Here is an 18,339-nt window from a genome sequence, read left to right as displayed (position 1 = left end):
GCCGCGCGAACCCTTCCTCGCATGAAAACACGGCGACGGCGCGGCGGGGAGGTACGTCCCGTTTGCCGGTACGCAGCGGGGTATGGGGCCCAGAGAACAGCGAGAACGCCGAGGAGGACGATGTGACGACCTTCGGATACTTCCTCTCCTGTGAGGAGCACGGGCCCAAGGAACTGGTGCGTCAGGCCAAGATGGCCGAGCGCGCCGGGTTCGAGGCCCTGTGGATCTCCGACCACTACCATCCGTGGCTGGACGAACAGGGACAGAGCCCGTTCGTCTGGTCCGTGATCGGCGCGATCGCCGAGGCCACCTCACTGCCGATCACCACCGCCGTGACGTGTCCCCTGGTCCGCGTGCACCCGGCGGTCGTCGCGCAGGCCGCCGCGACCAGCGCCGTGCTGACCGGCGGCCGGTTCCGTCTCGGGGTCGGCACCGGCGAGGCGCTCAACGAGCACGTCATCGAGTCGCGCTGGCCCCCCACCGCCGAGCGTCTGGAGATGCTGGAGGAGGCCGTCGAGCTGATGCGCGAGCTGTGGTCCGGCAAGCTGGTGACGCACCGCGGCACGCACTACCAGGTGGACACCGCGCGGCTCTACACCCTTCCCGACGAGCCGCCGCCGGTGTACATGTCGGGCTTCGGGGAGAACTCGGTGAAGCTCGCCGGCCGCATCGCCGACGGGTACATCACCACCGGGCCGTCCGCCGAGCTGGTCGAGCTGTTCCACTCCTCCGGCGGCCAGGGAAAACCGGTACAGGGTGGACTCAAGGTCTGTTACGCCGACGACGCCGCGCAGGCACGCAAGACCGTGCACCGGCTGTGGCCCACGCAGGGCATCAAGGGAGAGGCGTCGCAGCTGCTGCCGCTGCCGCGTCACTTCGAGCAGCTCGCCGAGATGGTCACCGAGGAGGAGGCGACCGCCTCCACTCCGTGCGGCCCCGATCCGGACGTCCACGTCGAGGCGATCAAGCCGTACATCGACGCGGGGTTCGACGAGGTCTACATCAGCCAGATCGGCCAGGACCAGGACGCGTTCTTCGAGTTCTACTCCTCTACGGTGCTGCCGAGACTGCGGTGACGGCTGGGCCGGTTCAGGACGTTCCGTACGGGAAGCGCTTCGTTCAGGCACATGCGTGTTCGAAGTCAGGAGACCGAGGTGAACGCAGAGGGCTTACCGAGGCGTGCGGGCCGGGTCGCGGCGGCGTCGCTGCTCGTGGCGGTGGTCACGGCCTGCGGCGGCGTCGGCTCGGCCGGCGGAGGCGGCGGGACCGCGGGGTCCTCGGCGCTCACCACGATGGGGTTCGGGCTTCCCGACGAGATCGCGAGCGTCCGGGTGGACCGGTTCAAGAAGGCCCATCCGGACGTCAAGCTCACGATCAACCAGGGGCAGTTCGACGAGCAGGCGTTCCTGTCGGCCGTGGCGGCCGGCGAACCGCCGGACGTGGTGTACCTGCCGAGGGAACGGCTCGGCGGGTACGCGGCACGCGGCGCGATCCAGCCGCTCGACCGGTGCGTGGCCGCCGAGAAGATCGCCACCGGGGACTTCTACCCGGCGGCGCGGCAGCAGGTGACCTACGACGGCAAGTGGTACGGGGTGCCGGAGTTCTACAACTCCATCATCCTGCTGGTCAACGACAAGGCGGCCGAGGACGCCGGTGTCGGCCCCACGTCGATCGACACCTCCGACTGGGACGGGCTCGCCGCGCTCGGGGAGAAGATGAACAAGGTCTCCGGCGGGAAGGTCGAGCGGTTCGGCTTCTTCCCCAAGCTGCCGGAGTTCCTGCCGCTGTGGGCCAAGGCCAACGGTGCGGACATCCTCAGCCAGGACGGCCGTACCCCGCACCTCGACGACCCCAAGGTGGCCGAGGCGCTCGGGTACGCCGCGGGGCTGGTCGACAGGCAGGGGGGATGGAGCCGGTTGAAGGCGTTCACCGACACCTTCGACTACTTCGGGGCCGAGAACCCGTTCGTCAAGGACCAGATCGGCATGATGCTGACCGAGCAGTTCCTGGTCAGCGCGATGGCCGGCACGACGCCTGACGCGAAGATCACCGTGCTGCCGTTCAAGGACCGGCAGGGCCGGCCGGTGAACATGATCGGCGGGAACGCGTGGGTCGTCCCCGCCGGCGCGAAGAACCCCGGTGCGGCCTGTCGATGGATCAAGACGATGACCGAGGCGGACGCCTGGATCGCCGCGGCGCGCGCACGGCAGGACAAGCGGGCCGCCGAAGGCAAGGTCAACATCGGCACCTTCACCGGCAACGCGCGCGCCGACCAGGTGATCTTCAGCGAGATCGTCAAGCCGAGCGGCCACAAGCCGTTCGACGACGCCGTCGCCACGATCCGCTCGGTGCAGGAGGCCGGTTTCGTGGTGCCGCAGTCCGGTGCGGCGGCCGAGTTCACCCGCGTCTGGCAGGACGCCGCGACCCGGGTGCTCCAGGGTGCGCAGAAGCCGGCCGACGCGTTGCGGCAGGCCCAGGCCGAGGCCAAGCGCGCGCTCGACGACGCGGGGAACTGATGAGCGCCGCCGAGGCGGCCCGCCGCGGCACCGGCTCGCGGCGGCCGGTGTGGCGCGGGGAGACGCGGTGGGCCTACATCTTCCTCGCGCCGTGGCTGATCGGGCTGCTCGTGTTCCAGCTCGGCCCCATGATCGCGAGCCTGGTGCTGTCGTTCACGAGCTACGACCTGATCGGCGGGGCCCGGTTCGAAGGACTCGGCAACTACCAGCGGATGCTGGAGGACCCCAAGGTCGCGCGCGCCATCGGCAACACCGTCCTGTACACCGTGCTGCACGTGCCGCTGGCCGCGGTGCTGGCGCTCGGGCTGGCGCTGCTGCTCAACCGGATCACCGGGCCGGCCGCCGGAGCGTTCCGCACGATCTTCTACCTGCCGTCGATGACGCCGTACGTCGCGGTAGGCGTGCTGTTCCTGTTCCTGCTGAACGGCCAGGCCGGGGTGGTCAACCGGTTCCTCGCGCTGTTCGGCGTCTCGGGGCCGCAGTGGACGACCGACCCCGACTGGATCATGGCAGGCATCGTCCTGATGTCCCTGTGGAACCTCGGGTCGACGACGGTCATCCTGTTCGCCGCGCTGCGCAACGTGCCGCGCGAGCTGACCGAGGCGGCGCTCATCGACGGCGCGGGGCCGTGGCAGCGGTTCCGCTCGGTCACCCTTCCCATGATCAGCTCGGCGGTGTTCTTCGTGGTGATCGTGAACACCATCGCCGCTCTGCAGATGTTCGACCAGGTCTACACGATGTTCTTCGGCAGCCTGTCCGCGCAGCAGACCTCCGGCGACGCCGCGCTGTTCTACGTCGTCTACCTGTTCCAGCAGGCGTTCCAGTACCTCCACATGGGATACGCCTCGGCGCTGGCCTGGGTGCTCTTCCTGGTCATCGCCGTGATCACCGTGATCCAGGTGCGGGTGGGACGCCGGTTCGTGTACTACGAGGCCGAGGAGCGCACCGGATGACCAGCCTTCACTCCGCGGCCGGGTGCGCGCGATGACCACGCTCGACCGTCCCCGCGCCGTCACCGAGACCCTGCCTCCCGCCGACACCGCCGGCCGTGGCACCAGCCGGGTGTTCTTCCTGACCCTGCTCGCCGCCGCCTCGGTGGTCTTCCTGTACCCCTTCGTGTGGCTGCTCGTGGCGTCGCTCAAACCGCGCGACCGGACGTTCGCCGACCCGTTCCTGCCGTGGCCTTCGCCGTTCGCGCCGGGAAATCACGTGGCGGTCTGGGACGCGGCGCCGGTGCTGACATGGCTGGTCAACTCACTGGTGGTCGGGGTTGCCGCCGCGCTCGCCGTGACACTGTCGAGCGCGTTCGTGGCCTTCGGCTTCGCCTATTTCCGATTCCCCGGCCGGGGGGTGCTTTTCGGCAGCGTGCTGGCCACCATGATGCTTCCCGCCGCCGTCACCTTGGTGCCGACGTACCTCATCTGGAACGCGGCCGGGCTGACCGGCACACAGGTGCCATTGTGGGCCGGAAATCTGTTCGGCTCGGCCTTCTACATCTTCCTGCTCCGGCAGTTCCTGCTCGGTGTGCCCCGCTATGTCTTCGAAGCCGCACGGGTGGACGGCGCGTCGTACCTTGACCTGTTCTGGCGCATCGCGCTCCCCCTCTCGCGTCCCGCGTTGATCATCGCCTTCATCTTCGAGCTGAAGGCGAGCTGGTTCGATTTGATGAAACCTCTCATCTACCTGCGCGACCCCGCGCTGTTCACCTTGCCGCGCGGCCTGAAGGCCATCGTCGACCAGTTCTACCAGGGCGGTGACCCGAAATGGGAGATCGTGCTGGCCGCCTCCGTCGTCACGACCCTGCCGCTGATCCTGGTCTTCTTCCTCGGTCAGCGGCATTTCGTGCAGGGGATCGCGACCACCGGTCACCGCGGCTGACCTGTCTCTCGACTTTTCTCCAGAATATTAGTCAAGTAAAGCGGACAATACTGGACATTGCATGCCGAAGCAATCGCAATCTTGGCACTCAGACGGCCGGCAACTCCAAAACACTCCACGACCCGTATATGCTTTTCCTCAGAACAATCAGCCGCCGGTCAAAACGTAGGTTTCCTGAAGCTCTTCGGTCCTCACGGCCCTCCGCCGCGAGCGGGAGGCCCGGGCCGAAGACAGGCGTGTGCGCTCGGCGGTGGTGCGGACCGCCGACGCACACGCCACACACCGAGCCGGCCCCAGGCGATGACCACTCTCGCTCCGCCGCGCACCACATGACGTCCCTCACCTGATACCGCCGACCGGCCTCCTCGCACCTCCCCCTCCGTCCGGCGCGCCAGACGCCTCCCCGACTTCTGTTGCCGGCCCTGGTGGCGCACCGGACACCCCCCGCCGTCTGACATGACGGCTTCCACTTACCGGCATGCCCGCACGACGACATTCAGGCGGTTCAAGGAAGACATCTCAATCGAGAGCACTGCTCTTGACGCAGCGCGCCGCTCTGGTGTTAGCTGCTCTCACTAGAGAGCACTGCTCACGCAAGAGGAGACCGTCATGTCCGTCACCCGTTCCGGCGCCGCCGCACTGGCCGCAGGCGGCGTCCTGTTCCTGCTCTACCAGACGGTCCGCCCCTACACCGGCGAGACCGGCGCGCAGGGGGCCGCCACCATGGCCTCCACGGCGTGGGTGGCCGCGCACACGATGGCGATGGCGGCGTTCGTCCTGGTCACGCTCGGACTGGCCGCCGCGCACACTGTGCTGCGCACCCGGACCTCGGCGACCGCGGCGGTGCTGACCGGCGTCGGAGCGGGCCTGGTGCTGCCGTACTACGGCGGCGAGACCTTCGGCCTCCACGCCATCGCGGCCCGCGCGCTGCGCACCGGCGACATCGGCCTGATGACCCTCGTCGACGACTTCCGCTACGACCCGGTGGCCCTCACCATGTTCGGCGTCGGCCTGCTGCTCCTCGGCGCCGGCGCCGTGCTCGCCGCCGTCGCCGCACAGCGTTCCGGCGCCATGCCGGCCTGGCCCCTCGCCGTACTGGCCGCCGCGTGCGTCCTGCTCCTCCCCCAGTTCTACGGCCCCGCTCCGGTGCGCATGGCCCACGGCGCTCTGTTCGCCCTAGGCGCCGTGCTGACCGCCTGGCACCTGCCCCGGACCCGGTCCGCCGTGGTCGCGTACCGCACGGCGACCGGATGATTTTTCCGGGCCGCCGGTAACATCCGGGAACCTCGGACCACTTCCCGGTGTCATAACAACACACCCGGGATGGAGGAGGTGAGCGGTGACGGACGACGCGCATCGGTTCACCGGTATCTACGACGAGTGCCGCCGGCGGGTCTGGGCCTACGTGGTGAGCAAGGCGGGACGGCAGATCGCGGACGAGGTGGTGAGCGAGACGTTCGCCATCGCCTGGCGGCGGCTGGACGACGTGCCGGAACCGGCGTTGCCATGGCTGCTCGGCACCGCTCGCAACGTGCTGCGCGACACCATCAGGGCCGAGGCGCGGCGTGAGGCGGTCTCGGCCGAGCTGCGGTCCTGGACCGAAGGAGACGTCGCCGACCAGGTGACAGAACGGCTCGGCGTGCTGACCGCGCTGGCGGAGCTGCACGAGGACGACAGGGAGATCCTGATCCTCGTCGCCTGGCAGGGACTGTCGCCGCGCGACGCCGCACATGTCGTCGGATGCTCCCCCGCGACCTTCCGCGTCCGGCTGCACCGGGCCCGCAGGCGGCTCGCGCGGCACATGGACACCGCCGTCCCCACCCCTCCCCGGGTGCGCGACCTCAGTGAGGAGTGGTCATGAACCCCATGGACCGGCTGCGGGACGCACGTCCCGCGCATCTCGGCGGCACCGGGATCGACGAGCGCACGAGGGCCGCCGAGCTGGCGTACGCCATGGGGCGGCCCCGCGAGGTCACGGCGCGGCGCCGGTGGACGCGGCCGGTCCTCGGCCTCGCCCTGACCGGGGCCGCCGCCGCGGCGACCGCGGTGGCCCTCATCACGCAGGGGGCCACGGCCCCCGCACAGGGGCCGGCCCTGGCCATCCCGGCGCCGGGGTCCTCCTCCGGCGCGCCGGCGACCACCCCGATCGAGCTGTCGGCGTCCGCCGTCCTGCTGGCCGCCGCCGAACAGGCCGACCGGCAGCCGGACACGACGAAGGCGTACTGGCACACGGCGACCGTCACCCGCGGGCTGATGACCGTCGACGGCGGGTACACGTTCGTGGATCAAGGTCGCAGCGAGAGCTGGACGCCGTCCGCCGCTGGAGGCAGGACGTGGAGCCGCACCCGGTTCCTCGGCGCGAAGCCCGCGACACCGGACGACGAGGCGGCGTGGCGCGCGGCCGGAGCGCCGGAGGAACTGCGGGTCAAGGTGCCGGGCAAGAAGGCTGAGCTGATCCTGCCGACCAGGCCCGGGAAGGAGCGCGTCGAGAGCTATCCCCCGGCGGACGGGGACAAGGTGTTCTGGCTCGGCCGCAACGTCTCGATGAAGGACATCCGCGGCCTGCCGTCCGACCCGGCCAAGCTCAAGGCGTGGCTGCTGCGGTCGTACGCGGGACACGGCACCGAGAGCTCCGACACCCCCATGTCGTCGGACGAGTGGCTGTTCACGGTGGCGTCGGGGCTGATCACCGACATGCCGGTCACCTCGGCGACCCGTGGTGCGGCGTTCCGGATGCTGTCCGCGCTGAAGAGCATCGAGGTCCAGCATGACGTCACCGACGCCGAGGGCCGGACCGGCACCGCGGTCGGCATCGAGCAGAAGAGCCACGTCAGGGACGGCAGCGCGCCGGACGGGGTGCTGCGGGCCAGGCTGATCTTCGACGAGTCGACGGGTCAGGCACTCGGCACCGACAACGTCGTGGTGCGGCCCGGCGGATACCAGGCGGACCTCGACCCCGGCACGATCTGGCACTCGGTCACCGTGCTCAACGCAGGATGGACCGACACCAGACCGTCGTCCTGATCCGCCTCCCGGCCCCGGGCCTCTCGTGCCCGGGGCCACGACCCTCGCCGGGTGCCGCAGGGCCTCGGCGGACCCACACTCCTCGCGGCTTGACCGGTCGCGACCCGGTCCCCCACCGAAGGACATCGGTGGCCCCAGGCTCCTCGCGACCCGGCCGGCGCCAAGGACATCAGCGGGCCCTTGGGCTCCTTGCGAGCCGGAGCCGCCTCGAAACTTTCCTCGGATCTTCCCTCGTGTCGCCGCAGTTCGCGGCGTAGATGAGCCCTCCGGAGCCTGAAACATTTCGTCTCGTCATTGACATGTTTCAGGACGGGTTCCCACAATGATCCCCGGTAGAGCCACCGTCCCCCGCTCGACCGGATCCCGGAGGAACACGACCATGGCCGACAACGCCACCCCCCCACTCAGGCCCCGGACTCTACGGTCGGCCGTACGCCGCGCGATCGTCGCGGGAGTCGTCGCCGTGCTAGGCGCGGGAGGTCTCGCAGTGACCCTTTCGACCCCGGCCGGCGCCGCCGACTGCAGTGCCGGATACGTCGGGCTCACCTTCGACGACGGGCCCTTCGGCAACGCCACGAACAACCTGCTGAACGCGCTGAAGCAGAACGGCTTGCGCGCCACCATGTTCAACATGGGGCAGAACGCGGCGAACAACCAGGCGCTGGTCAGAGCGCAGGTGGACGCCGGCATGTGGGTCGGCAACCACAGCTACACCCACCCGCACATGACCCAGATGAACACCTCGCAGATGCAGTCGGAGATCCAGCGCACCCAGCAGGTGCTCCAGCAGGCCACCGGCACCGCGCCGCGGCTGTTCCGGCCGCCGTACGGCGAGACCAACGGCACGCTGCGCTCGGTGGAACAGCAGAACGGGCTCACCGAAGTGCTGTGGGACGTCGACTCGCAGGACTGGAACGGCGCCAGCACCGCCTCGATCGTCTCCGCCGCCGGACGGCTGCAGAACGGTCAGGTCATCCTGATGCACGACAACATCGGGAACACCGTCGCCGCCATCCCGCAGATCGCCGCCAACCTGCGCAACCGCAACCTGTGCCCCGGCATGATCTCCACCTCCACCGGCCGCGCCGTGGCCCCCACCGGCGGCGAGCCCACCGCGACGCCGACCGTGACCCCGACCGCGACCCCGACCGTGACCCCGACCTCCGGCGGCGACACGTTCCGCCTGCGCAACGAGGCCGCGGGCCGCTGCGTCGACTCCCCCAACAGCGCCTCCGGCAACGGCACCCAGCTGCAGATCTACGACTGCCACACCAACCCCAACCAGAGGTTCACCTACACCTCCGGCCGCCAGCTCCAGCTCCTCGGCAAGTGCCTCGACTCCCCCACCGGCGCGGGCTCCGGCACCCGTGTGCAGCTGTACGACTGCCACAGCGGCAACAACCAGCAGTGGAACCTCAACTCCAACGGCACCGTGACCAGCGTCGCCAACAACCTGTGCCTGGCCGTCACCGGCACCGGCAACACCTCCGGCGTCACCATCGCCTCCTGCAACGGCCAGTCCACCCAGCGCTGGACCCGCGCCTGACGCGCACCGCACGACCCGGCCGGCGGGCCACCGCCGGCCACACCCCTAGGAACTCCGGGTGGCGGGACGATTGGAGGGATCGTCCTGCCACCCGGTCGAACGGCACACGAGGACCCCGCCGGCTCGCGGCGGGGTCCTCGTGGCGTACGGCCGTCCACCGGCGATCGTCCATCGTGCGGCCGGCGGCTCCACCACAGACGCGGAACTCGATCGACCACGAAGGACCGCGAAGACGTCCGGCACGGGGAATCACGGCCGCCGCGAAAATCACACCTCGTTTCCGCCTGTTGATAACTCGCCGTCCCAGCCGCCCGAATATCGCGATCCACAAACAATGTCCAGAAATGTTGTCACGCGACACCTCGCGCTCCACACTCGGGGAAAGGAGGCCTGACCCCTACCTGCTGGAGCCGCAATGGACAGAACCGTAACCGGAATTCACGAGCGCAGTAAAACGGTGATCCGACGCCTGTCGTCCGCCGTCGCCGCCGTGCTCGCCGTCGCGTTCCTCTCGGCGCCTTCCGCCGCCGCTCTGGCGGTGCCGAGCCCGAAGGAATTCGTGTCGCTCCTCGACCTGGAATGCTTCAAGACCGATTACTACCAGCCCCCGGCCACCACCCTCACGCTGCGGCACCTCAACCCCGTGCTGAGCGGCCTGCCGATCGAGACCGTCACCCTCGGCCCGCGTGAGCAGTTGTGCACACCGGTCGCCAAGAACGGCAATATCCCACCGGACCCCGTGCTGGAGTTCATCAGGTTCGTCGACCTCGCCTGCTACCGCGTCGGCGGCGCCGCGTCGAACGCGGCCCTGGTGCTCAGCCAGCTCAACCCCGTGCTCCAGGACGTGCCGCGGCAGCAGGTCACCCTCGGCCAGTCGCAGCAGCTGTGCGTCCCGGTGCTGAAGAACAACGTCCTGCCACCCGACGAGGTCTGGAAGTTCGTCTCGCACATCGACCTGCGGTGCTACGGCGTCACGAGCCAGCCGATGAACCGCGCGCTGAAGCTGGAGCAGCTCAACCGGGTCGTGGCCGGCACGATCCGGCCGCGGGACGTACGCGTGACCGACGCGCGGCAGCTCTGCGTCCCCGTGCAGAAGCGCGGAGACGAGATCCCGGCCGAGGTCCTGAAGGTCGTCCAATGGATCGACCTGGAGAAGTACGACGTCATCTCCCCGTCCGTCACCCCCACCGTGAATTTGACCCTTCAGCACATCAACCCGGTGCTGCGCGGCCTGCCGGCCGAGCGGGCCACCATCGGCGTCCCGAGCCAACTCGCCGTACCGGTCGCCAAGAACGGCCAGTTCCCTCCGGGCTGAGCCGGGCCGTACGGCCGCACCGCAGAAGGCGGAACCCCTCCCCCGTGCGCGGAGGGGTTCCATTCCATGCATTCTTTCGAATAGACGACATTTCCGGCAAAACGACAAGCCGAACGGCGGGACATTCAAAAAACCTGTCATTAATATTGTCAGAACGTTGTGCACGGCACACACTCATGGCAGGAGGCCTTAACCCCACACACGGAGGCACTGTGAACAGACCGTTAATGCGTTTTCCAGGAGGCAGGAAATCGATTTTCCGGCGCCTGTCCTCCGCCGCGGTGGCGGTGCTGGCCATCGCATTCCTCTGCGTGCCGCCTGCCACCGCTCTCGCGCTGCCGACGCCGAAGGAACTCACCGCGTACCTCGATCTCGAATGCTTCAGGACCAACCCCTACCAGCCACCCACCACGACACTGACCGTCCGCCACATCAACCCCGTCCTCACCGGCCTGCCGATCGAGACCGTCACCCTCGGCCAGCGTGAGCAGCTGTGCGTGCCGGTCGCCAAGAACAACCAGAACCCGCCGTCACCCGCGATCGACTTCATCAAGTACATCGACCTGGCCTGCTACAAGATCTCCGGCACGACGGTGACCACGGGACTGGTGCTCAGCCACCTCAACCCGCTGTTCCAGGGCCTGCCGCGCACGCAGATCTCCATGAACACGCCGCAGCAACTGTGCGTCCCCGTCATCAAGAACAACGTCGTGCCACCCACGGAGATCCTGAACCTGGTCAGCCACATCGACCTCAAGTGCTACTCCATCACCCCGAACACCTCGCTCAGCCAGGGGGTGTCCCTGCGCCAGCTCAACCCCGTGCTCGTCGGCCCCATCCCCACACACGGCGCTCAGATCACCTTCGCTCGCCAGCTGTGCGTCCCCGTGCAGAAGGCCGGTGACCAGATCCCCTCCGAGATCTTCAACATCGTCAGATGGATCGACCTGGAGAAGTTCGACATCACCACCTCGACCCTCCCCACGGTCACCTTGGGCCTGCGCCACATCAACCCCGTACTCGGCGGCCTCCCCGCCGAGGAAGCCATCCTCCAAGGCGCATCCCAGCTCGCCCTCCCGGTGGCCAAGAACGGCAACTTCCCCCCCTGATCCACCGGCCCGGCCCGGACATCGCCGAACCCCTCCACCCCGCGGTGGAGGGGTTCCTCCGTCTCCGGCACCACCTCCGGTCACGCCGTTCAGCGCGCCGGAGCCGGATGGTCCTCGATCTGGTGTTCCGTCCCCCGGCCGCAGACCCGGAACGTCCCCGGCGCGACCTCCCTCGACCGTTCCCGTACCTGGTCGGTGATCCCCGGCGGCCACACCGTGTCCGCCGTCCACAACACCCCCGCGACCACCTCCACCTCGTGCAGGTCGAGATGGTGGAGGTCCAGCCCCGAGGCGTCCACCTCGATCGCCGCCACGTCCTGGATGAGGTCGCGGACGACGTCCCCGATGAGCTCCTCCGTCAGGTCGTACGGATAGGCCCGCGCCAGCTCACGCTCAAGGCTGTAGACCAGGCTGAGGATCTGCTTCCAGGCAGGCAGCAGGTAGGCCGCGCCGACGACGTCCCCCGCGCCTCCCAGCAGCCCGGCGACGTCCGTGGCGATCCTCCACACCAGCCTGACGGCACGGGTGAGATCGACGGCCCAGTTCAGCGGGCTGTTGAGGCCCTTGACCCCGTCCAGGGTCGCCGCCAGGGCCCGTATCCGGTCCAGCACGCCGAACCGCTCGAAGATCTCCGCGTACTCCCCCGGCGCCAGCCCGAGCGCGTCCAGGATGCTCACGGTCCGCGTCAGCGTCCGCGCCGACACCACCGCCAGGGTCACCTCGTGGTCCAGCGTCAGCGCCGAGAGCAGATCCTCACCGCGGTCCACGGTCCGCGCCGGGACGGCGGTCCCGCGCAGCACGCGCACCAGCTCGTGTGCGCGCCGCACCATCGAGTCCCGCAGTTCCTGCACCTGGTCCCGCAGGGCATCGGGTGGCCGGTCGAGCAACCGGTCGTCCTCCCGTCTGCGGTCCAGCATCCGCAACAGGAGCAGATCGCGCCGCATCTCGTGCACGTCGGCGCGCATCGCGATGACGGACGCCGCGACGTCCTCCACCGCGTCCCGGCGTGCGCTCGACACCGCGTCGTCCCCCGCCATGAGTCCGGCCAGCATCGCCGTCATGTCGGTCGCCGCTCGCAAGCTCGTGTCCAGCTCACAAGCGGCGGCACCCAGTAGTGCGTCCAGGTGGTCAAAGGGCGACTCCTGGTCTGCGCTCAAGACTCCCTCCTTCCATCCATGTCCCCGTCCGCGGCGGACGCCTGTGCGGGGCCCGGCCTGCCGTCCACGCGGAGCCCCAGTTCCCGCCTGAGGATCCTGCGTCCTTTCTTGAGCAGGTCACGCGCCTGCTGGTCGGTGATCCCGAGCTCGGCGGCGACGTCGACCGGCCGGAACCCGTCCACGCGGAACGCCATGGCCATCCGGACGTCCTCCGGCAGGCGCCGCAAGGCGTCGAGCACGAGCAAGGTGCCGGCCGTGAACTCGCCGGGGTCCTGCCCCTCCCACACCCGCTCCCCCGGCACGTCCCCGAGCACCGTCGGCGGCTCCCGCCGCCGGTCCGGCGGACGCCGGTAGCACCGCAACGCGACCGTGCGCACCCAGGCCCGCGGGTCGCGCACCGTGTCCCACCACTCAGGCCGCCGGCAGATCAGAGCCCAGGCCTGCGTGAACGCCGCCTGTGCGGCGTCCATCGCGTCCTCCTTGCTCGCCCCGTTGAACATCACGAACCGTGCCACCTGGTGCTGCTCCTTCTCGAGGAGCGCGAGGAATCCTTGTCGCTGCCGTTCCAGCACCTCGGCGTCCACCGTCCGGGCCGGCGCCTGGACCACCGGCTCATCGAACGTCATCGCACCGACCACCGCACCGCCACGGCTCCCCCTCCACCGAGACCCACCGCCGTCCGGCGTACCGCACCCGCCCCCCGGCCGGCACCCGATACGTCCACCCCACCCGTAGCTCCCCCATCCGGCCACGCACGCCTCGCAGCCGCGCTCCGGCCCCCCACAACGCGACCGCGACCACCCCCGCCGTGACGACACCCACGACCGGCTTCATCAGACCGATTCCCTCTCCTCGCCGAGACCCCGGCGAACACCGGCGTCCCTACAGAGAGGCGACCAGCCCCATGATCGGGAAGCCGGGCTCAGCCGAGACGGTCCAGCCACGAGAACAAGCGAGGAAAGACCAGCCTGGCCGCGTGGTCGGAGAGCATGCCGTGGCCCTCGCCTTCGATGGTGACCCATTCCGAACCGGACGGCAGGTCGTTCAGGTGGGTGCGGACCGCCTCGACGGGGATGCGGGGGTCTCGTTCGCCGTGCGCGACGAAGTGTGGCACGGCGGCGAAGCGAGCATGTGGCGCGAAGCGGCCGGACGCTGTGCGCAGGAAGGCCTCGACCTGTGGGTGGCCGGAGTCGTCGAGGTCGGAGGGCCGCAGGAAGCCGCCGAGCAGGAACACGCCGCGTACATCGGGGGCCATCCTGGCGACGTGGGTCGCCAGGTAGCCGCCGTAGCTCATGCCGCCGGCCACGACGGGGCCGATCGCGGTGCGGCGCAGCACGGTCAGCGCGTCGTCGGCGTCGTCCACCCCGTAGCGGCCGGGAAGCGGAGCGCGGACGGCGGGATCGACGAGGCCGCTGCCACGCAGGTTCGGCTGGACGACACGCCAGCCGGCCAGGGCCAGCGACTCGGCGAACGGCGACCAGGTCGCCAGGTTCGAGCCGTTCGGGCCGCCGTGCAGCAGCAGGACGGTGCCGCGTGCCTGGCCGGGAGGGTCGCGCAGCAGGGTCGGCAGGGGGCAGCGCGAGCCCTGGACGACGGTGGCGGCGGCGGACGGCAGGCCGTCGGCGCGCGGCGGGTCCGGGGTCAGCGGGATCTGTTCCCCGCGTGCCAGGCGCGCCGTCTCGGCCAGTTCCAGCCGGCGTGGCCGGCCGGCCGCGGTCCAGCTCAGGCCGACGAGGCCGCCGCCGGCCCGCACGTCGTCCACCACGATCGCGGCCGGCTCCACCAGGCGGCGCAGCGCTCCGGACCGCACGTCCCAGGCGTACGGGACACGACCGGGCCACGCTTCCAGGACCACGACGAGCTCGTGCTCCGACAGCCACGGGCCGGCCGCGGTCACCGGGCCGTCCCGGTGACAGACGCCGTCGCGGTCCACGCACACGACCCGGCGAGCCCTGCCGTGGCGCAGCAGCACAGCGATCCGGTCGTGTCCGTCGAGCGACGGCACCACACACTCGGCCGTCGCTCCCCGCGGCAGCCGCACCTCCCCCATGACGGGATGCGCGACGGCCCGGCCGTCGGGGGTGAGGACCGCACGGGGCCCGGCGTGTTCCGATGCCGCACCGGCCAGCGGCACCGGCGCACTGCTCGACCGCTCGGCCGCGAGGTCGTGGAACACGTCGGCGACCAGGCCGCCGTCGGTCCACTCCGGACGGCTGTGCCACAGGGAGCCGCCGGTGAGCCTGGTCCAGCGGCCGTCCGCGAGCAGCGCGAGGTGGCGACCCGACCAGGCGTCGGTGCTGACCACCGGACCGGCGGGGGTGAGTGCGAACGCCGGCCGTGCGCCGTCGAGCTGCGCGCGCAGGAACGGGGCCGGCAGCGGTCCGACGCTCCGCGGCGAACGGTCCGGCAGCGGTGCGACGTACGGTGTCATCGCCTTGCTCCCGGCGCTCAGGAGGGGGCGTACCGTTTCTCCCGCAGCACCACCGGCACCAGGCGGTCGCCGACCAGAAGTTCCACCCGTTCACCCGGCCGGTGGCTCTCGACCCACGCGTCCAGGTCGTCCAGGCTGCCGAACAGGAAGTCGCCGCAGGAACGGATGACGTCCCCCGCGCGTACCCCGGCGAGGTCGGCGGGTGCGCCGACGGCCACGTCCTGCACCAGCATTCCCTCTCCGCGTACGGCCCCGACGGGGATCACGCCGAGCTCGGTCCTGTGCATGGTGTGGTAGTTCTTCGGCGTTCCGTCCAGGTAGTCGCCGAGCAGCTCCAGGAAATGGTCCCAGTGGTGCAGGAAGCCGTCGCGCTCGAACCTGCCGTTGCCGTCCGCGGGGAAACCCTCCTGCCGGAGGCTCAGGCGGGTGTGGGTCTCCCCCGTGTCCGCCGGCACGTCCGTCAGCTCGAACGTCATCCGGATCTCGGCGTCGCAGGCGATGAGGCCGACCACCAGCTCCAGGCGGCGGAACCGGTCCAGGACCTCGATCCGTCCGCTGTAGGCGGTCGGCATGCGCGCGCCGGGGTCGTACAGCCAGCACAGCGCGGCCCCTTCGCGCTCAGGCATGACACTGGCCACCGTGCCGAGCCAGTGCTCGGCCGCCGCCGGGTCGAACATGGTCCGCCAGACCAGCTCCCTCGGGTGCCGGAGCAGGCGTTCCAGGCTGTTGCTCACCATCGTGTTCTCCTTACCTATACGGACGGGCTGTCGGCCGGGGGCCGCGTCAGCTCCGCGACCCGGGAACGTGTGATCGCGACCGTGGCGAACACGGCGAGCGCGAACATGATCACACCGGCGGCCACGAACGACGTGCGCAACCCCGACAGCGAGGCGAGCACACCGCCGAGCAGCGCACCGAACGGCATGGCCCCGTAGGTGACCAGCCGGTGCACGCCGGTGACCCTGCCGAGCAGGTGGTCCGGCGTGCCGGACTGCCGCAGGGACATCTGGTTGACGTTCCAGATAGCGGCGCCGAACCCGCCGAGGATCTCCCCGGCCGCCGCGACCCACGGATTCGGCGCCGCGGCGAGGACCAGGCAGGCGACTCCCGCCACGGCCAGTGCCACGCGCAGGCTCACCGCCGCGCCGACCCATCGGTTGAGCCGCCGGGCCTGTGCCGCGCCGAACAAGGCGCCGAGGGAACCCGCGGCGATCAGCAGGCTGAAGCCCAGGGCGCCGAGACCGAACACCTGCTGCGCGAACAGCACGAAGATCGCCGTCTGCGCGAGGGACGCCACGTTGAAGAAGCCGGCGATGCCGGTGATCGACCTCAGCACCGGCTGCCGCCACAACCAGGTGAAGCCCTCCCCGATGGCCTTGCGCAGGCCGCCGTCGCCGAGAGCGTTGCGCGCCACGTGGTAGTCGCCGCGCATCCTGCGCAGCAGGACGGCGCTGACCAGGAACGACAGCGCGTCCCCGAGGAAGGGGAGCGACCGCGACATGGTGAACAGCAGTCCGCCGAGCGGCGGCCCGACGAAGGACTCCACCGTGTTGCGTGATCCGACCAGCCACGAGTTGGCCCGCTGGATCCGCTCGGGGTCGCCTCCCACCACCTTCGGCAGCACGGCGGTGCCGGCGCTGTCGAACACGGTGTCGGCGATCGCGATCAGGAACCCCACCACCATCAGCAGCGCGATGCCGGCGTACCCCGTCGCCACGGCCGCCGCGAGCGCCGCGGTCAGGCCGGCGCGCACCAGGTCGCTGATCCACATGGCGCGTTTGCGGTCCCATCGGTCGGCCATGACACCGGCCGGCAACGCGAACAGCAGCCAGGGAAGCCTGCCGACGACGACCACCGACGACACCACGATCGGATCGCTGGACAGCGTGGCCGCCAGCAGGGGCAGCGCCGCGGACGAGATGCCGTTGCCGAGGAGCGACACCGTCGTCGCCCCCCAGAACATGGGGAAGTCCGGCGCCAGCGCGGACATGCCGGACCGGACCGGCCGGAGAGGTGGCCTCGTGTCGCGCGGGCTGTCCGCCATCATCGGCCCTTTCTGTCGGATGCGCCGGCTGGGAGAGGCTGTGACGTGGGGCCGAGCCGCAGCAGGCCGTGCCGGAGCAACTCGGCCACCAGTTCGCGGCTCTCTTCCGACGACGGCCCGCCGCCGTCGTCGTCGCGGACCAGCTCGTCCAGCCGCCACGGGGTACGTTCGAGCAGACGCCGCAGCAGAGGCGCGCAGACCGCGTCGAAGTCGTACCGCTTGCCCGCGGACACGATGACGCACCGGCTGCCGTCCTCATGGAGTGCCACCGGCCGGGGTGCGGCGAGCACCACGACGGCGTCCGGCGGGAAGTCGCCGGACGCCGCGTACGGCAACGCGTGCCGGGGCCTGGCCTGCGCGTGCGCGTCCCGTTCCGCGACGTACCGGCGCAGCCCGTCCTCGGTGAGCAGCGCGCCGATCCGGTCGCGCAACGTCGACAGCCGGACCGCCGTCTCGTCGTCCCAGCCGGTGAGCGGCAGGTCGAAACGCGCCTCCGGGTGGCGGCGCTGCCGTTCCGCCACCCACTTCAGGAAGTCCTCGACCACCGGCCGCCGGAAACCGAAGGTGAGGTGGACGGTGGTGCCGCCGACCGGCCGTACGGCGTGCCAGTGGCCGCGCGGCACGTACAGCGCCTCGCCTTCGCGCAGCTCGAACTGCCGCGAGGGGACCGGGGGGCATTCGTTGAGCGGCTCGTCGCCGGGGAGCGGCACGGGACGGCCGACGCCGAACAGCTGCCACTCCTTGCGGCCGTAGATTTGCAGGATGAGGCCGTCGTGGTCGTCCCAGTGCGGGTCGAAGGCGCCGACCTCCCCCCATGACGCGTAAAGGTTGACGAACACCTCCGCGCTCAGATCGTGTTCGAGGGCCTCGGCGAGGTCGCGGACCGCCGGGACGGCCTCGTCCACCGAACCGAAGACCAGCGTCGCGCCTTCGCGCAGCCGTGCGTGCAGTTTCACGCCGCCGACCCGGAGCACGGGTTCCCTGCCGGTGCCGCGGCCAGGGATCGGCTCGACGTAGGACGACGGAGGCAACGACCTGCCCGCCTTGGCCACCTGCATGCGGAGCGGCCAGGCCCGGTGGCCGTCGAGCAGCCGGTTGAGTTCGTCCCACGGCAGCAGGTGGTGGAAGCGGTCCGGCTCGCCGGTGTCCTGGTAACAGTCCCGCCCCCAGTACCGGTCGAGGAACCGTTCACCGCTCAGGGTGGCGAGAACGCGGTCGAGCGCGTGGCCCTGCGCTCCTGTGCCACCGGGATGCGGTCCCGGCAGGTCGGCCAGGTGGTCCAGCTCCGTGACCGCGAGCAGCCTGCGTGTCTCCATCAT

The 18,339-nt window shown here is 70.3% G+C and carries 16 protein-coding genes; 10 read left to right on the top strand and 6 right to left on the bottom strand.

Going from position 1 to position 18,339, the window contains the following annotated elements; genetic code table 11:
• The first annotated feature begins 122 nt into the window (after positions 1 to 122).
• From BJ992_RS08050 to BJ992_RS08005, 10 genes are all read left to right on the top strand, one after another.
• Entirely contained in the window at positions 123 to 1,076 is a 954-nt protein-coding gene (locus tag BJ992_RS08050) for a TIGR03557 family F420-dependent LLM class oxidoreductase (protein ID WP_184979284.1), read from the top strand.
• A gap of 78 nt (positions 1,077 to 1,154) precedes the next feature.
• Entirely contained in the window at positions 1,155 to 2,516 is a 1,362-nt protein-coding gene (locus tag BJ992_RS08045) for an extracellular solute-binding protein (protein WP_221474727.1), read from the top strand.
• On the top strand, positions 2,516 to 3,469 hold the full coding sequence (locus BJ992_RS08040) for a carbohydrate ABC transporter permease (protein ID WP_184979282.1): 954 nt from the start codon (positions 2,516 to 2,518) through the stop codon (positions 3,467 to 3,469). Before BJ992_RS08045 ends, BJ992_RS08040 begins: the two co-directional genes overlap by 1 nt.
• A gap of 31 nt (positions 3,470 to 3,500) precedes the next feature.
• Positions 3,501 to 4,394, top strand: coding sequence for a carbohydrate ABC transporter permease (locus BJ992_RS08035; RefSeq protein ID WP_184979281.1), 894 nt, complete (start codon positions 3,501 to 3,503; stop codon positions 4,392 to 4,394).
• Between the two features lie 609 nt (positions 4,395 to 5,003).
• Positions 5,004 to 5,648, top strand: coding sequence for a hypothetical protein (locus tag BJ992_RS08030; RefSeq protein ID WP_184979280.1), 645 nt, complete (start codon positions 5,004 to 5,006; stop codon positions 5,646 to 5,648).
• An 85-nt stretch (positions 5,649 to 5,733) separates the two neighbouring features.
• Positions 5,734 to 6,255: a sigma-70 family RNA polymerase sigma factor gene (locus BJ992_RS08025; RefSeq protein WP_184979279.1), complete on the top strand. Its 522-nt coding sequence runs from the start codon at positions 5,734 to 5,736 to the stop codon at positions 6,253 to 6,255.
• A complete protein-coding gene (locus tag BJ992_RS08020; protein WP_184979278.1) occupies positions 6,252 to 7,418 on the top strand; it encodes a CU044_5270 family protein in 1,167 nt (388 codons plus the stop codon). The genes BJ992_RS08025 and BJ992_RS08020 overlap by 4 nt, the downstream gene beginning before the upstream one ends.
• A gap of 487 nt (positions 7,419 to 7,905) precedes the next feature.
• Positions 7,906 to 8,964 (top strand): polysaccharide deacetylase family protein, encoded by a 1,059-nt coding sequence (locus tag BJ992_RS08015; RefSeq protein WP_184979277.1) that lies wholly within the window; start codon positions 7,906 to 7,908, stop codon positions 8,962 to 8,964.
• Positions 8,965 to 9,421: 457 nt separating this feature from the next.
• Complete coding sequence (locus tag BJ992_RS08010; RefSeq protein WP_343072552.1) at positions 9,422 to 10,279, top strand: hypothetical protein; 858 nt, start codon at positions 9,422 to 9,424, stop codon at positions 10,277 to 10,279.
• Between the two features lie 287 nt (positions 10,280 to 10,566).
• A complete protein-coding gene (locus BJ992_RS08005; RefSeq protein WP_343072551.1) occupies positions 10,567 to 11,388 on the top strand; it encodes a hypothetical protein in 822 nt (273 codons plus the stop codon).
• 89 nt (positions 11,389 to 11,477) lie between these two features.
• Here the strand turns inward: BJ992_RS08005 and BJ992_RS08000 are convergent, their stop codons facing one another.
• The 6 genes from BJ992_RS08000 to BJ992_RS07975 all read right to left on the bottom strand — a co-directional run bounded on the left by BJ992_RS08000 (position 11,478) and on the right by BJ992_RS07975 (position 18,339).
• The gene (locus BJ992_RS08000; protein ID WP_184979274.1) at positions 11,478 to 12,545 is read right to left on the bottom strand and encodes a hypothetical protein; all 1,068 of its coding nucleotides are present in this window, start codon (positions 12,543 to 12,545) and stop codon (positions 11,478 to 11,480) included.
• Positions 12,542 to 13,171, bottom strand: a complete 630-nt coding sequence (locus tag BJ992_RS07995) for an RNA polymerase sigma factor (RefSeq protein ID WP_184979273.1) — start codon at positions 13,169 to 13,171, stop codon at positions 12,542 to 12,544. The genes BJ992_RS08000 and BJ992_RS07995 overlap by 4 nt, the downstream gene beginning before the upstream one ends.
• A gap of 296 nt (positions 13,172 to 13,467) precedes the next feature.
• The gene (locus BJ992_RS07990; protein ID WP_184979272.1) at positions 13,468 to 14,976 is read right to left on the bottom strand and encodes an alpha/beta hydrolase; all 1,509 of its coding nucleotides are present in this window, start codon (positions 14,974 to 14,976) and stop codon (positions 13,468 to 13,470) included.
• Positions 14,977 to 14,993: 17 nt separating this feature from the next.
• On the bottom strand, positions 14,994 to 15,713 hold the full coding sequence (locus tag BJ992_RS07985) for an SRPBCC domain-containing protein (RefSeq protein WP_184979271.1): 720 nt from the start codon (positions 15,711 to 15,713) through the stop codon (positions 14,994 to 14,996).
• A 14-nt stretch (positions 15,714 to 15,727) separates the two neighbouring features.
• Complete coding sequence (locus BJ992_RS07980) at positions 15,728 to 17,023, bottom strand: MFS transporter (RefSeq protein WP_184979270.1); 1,296 nt, start codon at positions 17,021 to 17,023, stop codon at positions 15,728 to 15,730.
• Positions 17,020 to 18,339, bottom strand: a complete 1,320-nt coding sequence (locus BJ992_RS07975; RefSeq protein ID WP_184979269.1) for a JmjC domain-containing protein — start codon at positions 18,337 to 18,339, stop codon at positions 17,020 to 17,022. Before BJ992_RS07975 ends, BJ992_RS07980 begins: the two co-directional genes overlap by 4 nt.

The sequence above is a fragment of the Sphaerisporangium rubeum genome, assembly GCF_014207705.1.
Lineage (GTDB): Bacteria > Actinomycetota > Actinomycetes > Streptosporangiales > Streptosporangiaceae > Sphaerisporangium > Sphaerisporangium rubeum.
Note: the sequence above shows the minus strand (reverse complement) of the source record. Positions and strands in the feature narration are given on the sequence as shown.

Bases quoted from the DNA above. Each gene is read 5' to 3' on its own strand.
- BJ992_RS08040 (WP_184979282.1), top strand. From the start codon at position 2,516: ATGAGCGCCGCCGAGGCGGCCCGCCGCGGCACCGGCTCGCGGCGGCCG.
- BJ992_RS08035 (WP_184979281.1), top strand. From the start codon at position 3,501: ATGACCACGCTCGACCGTCCCCGCGCCGTCACCGAGACCCTGCCTCCC.
- BJ992_RS08030 (WP_184979280.1), top strand. From the start codon at position 5,004: ATGTCCGTCACCCGTTCCGGCGCCGCCGCACTGGCCGCAGGCGGCGTC.
- BJ992_RS08020 (WP_184979278.1), top strand. From the start codon at position 6,252: ATGAACCCCATGGACCGGCTGCGGGACGCACGTCCCGCGCATCTCGGC.
- BJ992_RS07995 (WP_184979273.1), bottom strand. From the start codon at position 13,171: ATGACGTTCGATGAGCCGGTGGTCCAGGCGCCGGCCCGGACGGTGGAC.
- BJ992_RS07990 (WP_184979272.1), bottom strand. From the start codon at position 14,976: ATGACACCGTACGTCGCACCGCTGCCGGACCGTTCGCCGCGGAGCGTC.
- BJ992_RS07985 (WP_184979271.1), bottom strand. From the start codon at position 15,713: ATGGTGAGCAACAGCCTGGAACGCCTGCTCCGGCACCCGAGGGAGCTG.
- BJ992_RS07980 (WP_184979270.1), bottom strand. From the start codon at position 17,023: ATGATGGCGGACAGCCCGCGCGACACGAGGCCACCTCTCCGGCCGGTC.
- BJ992_RS07975 (WP_184979269.1), bottom strand. From the start codon at position 18,339: ATGATGGAGACACGCAGGCTGCTCGCGGTCACGGAGCTGGACCACCTG.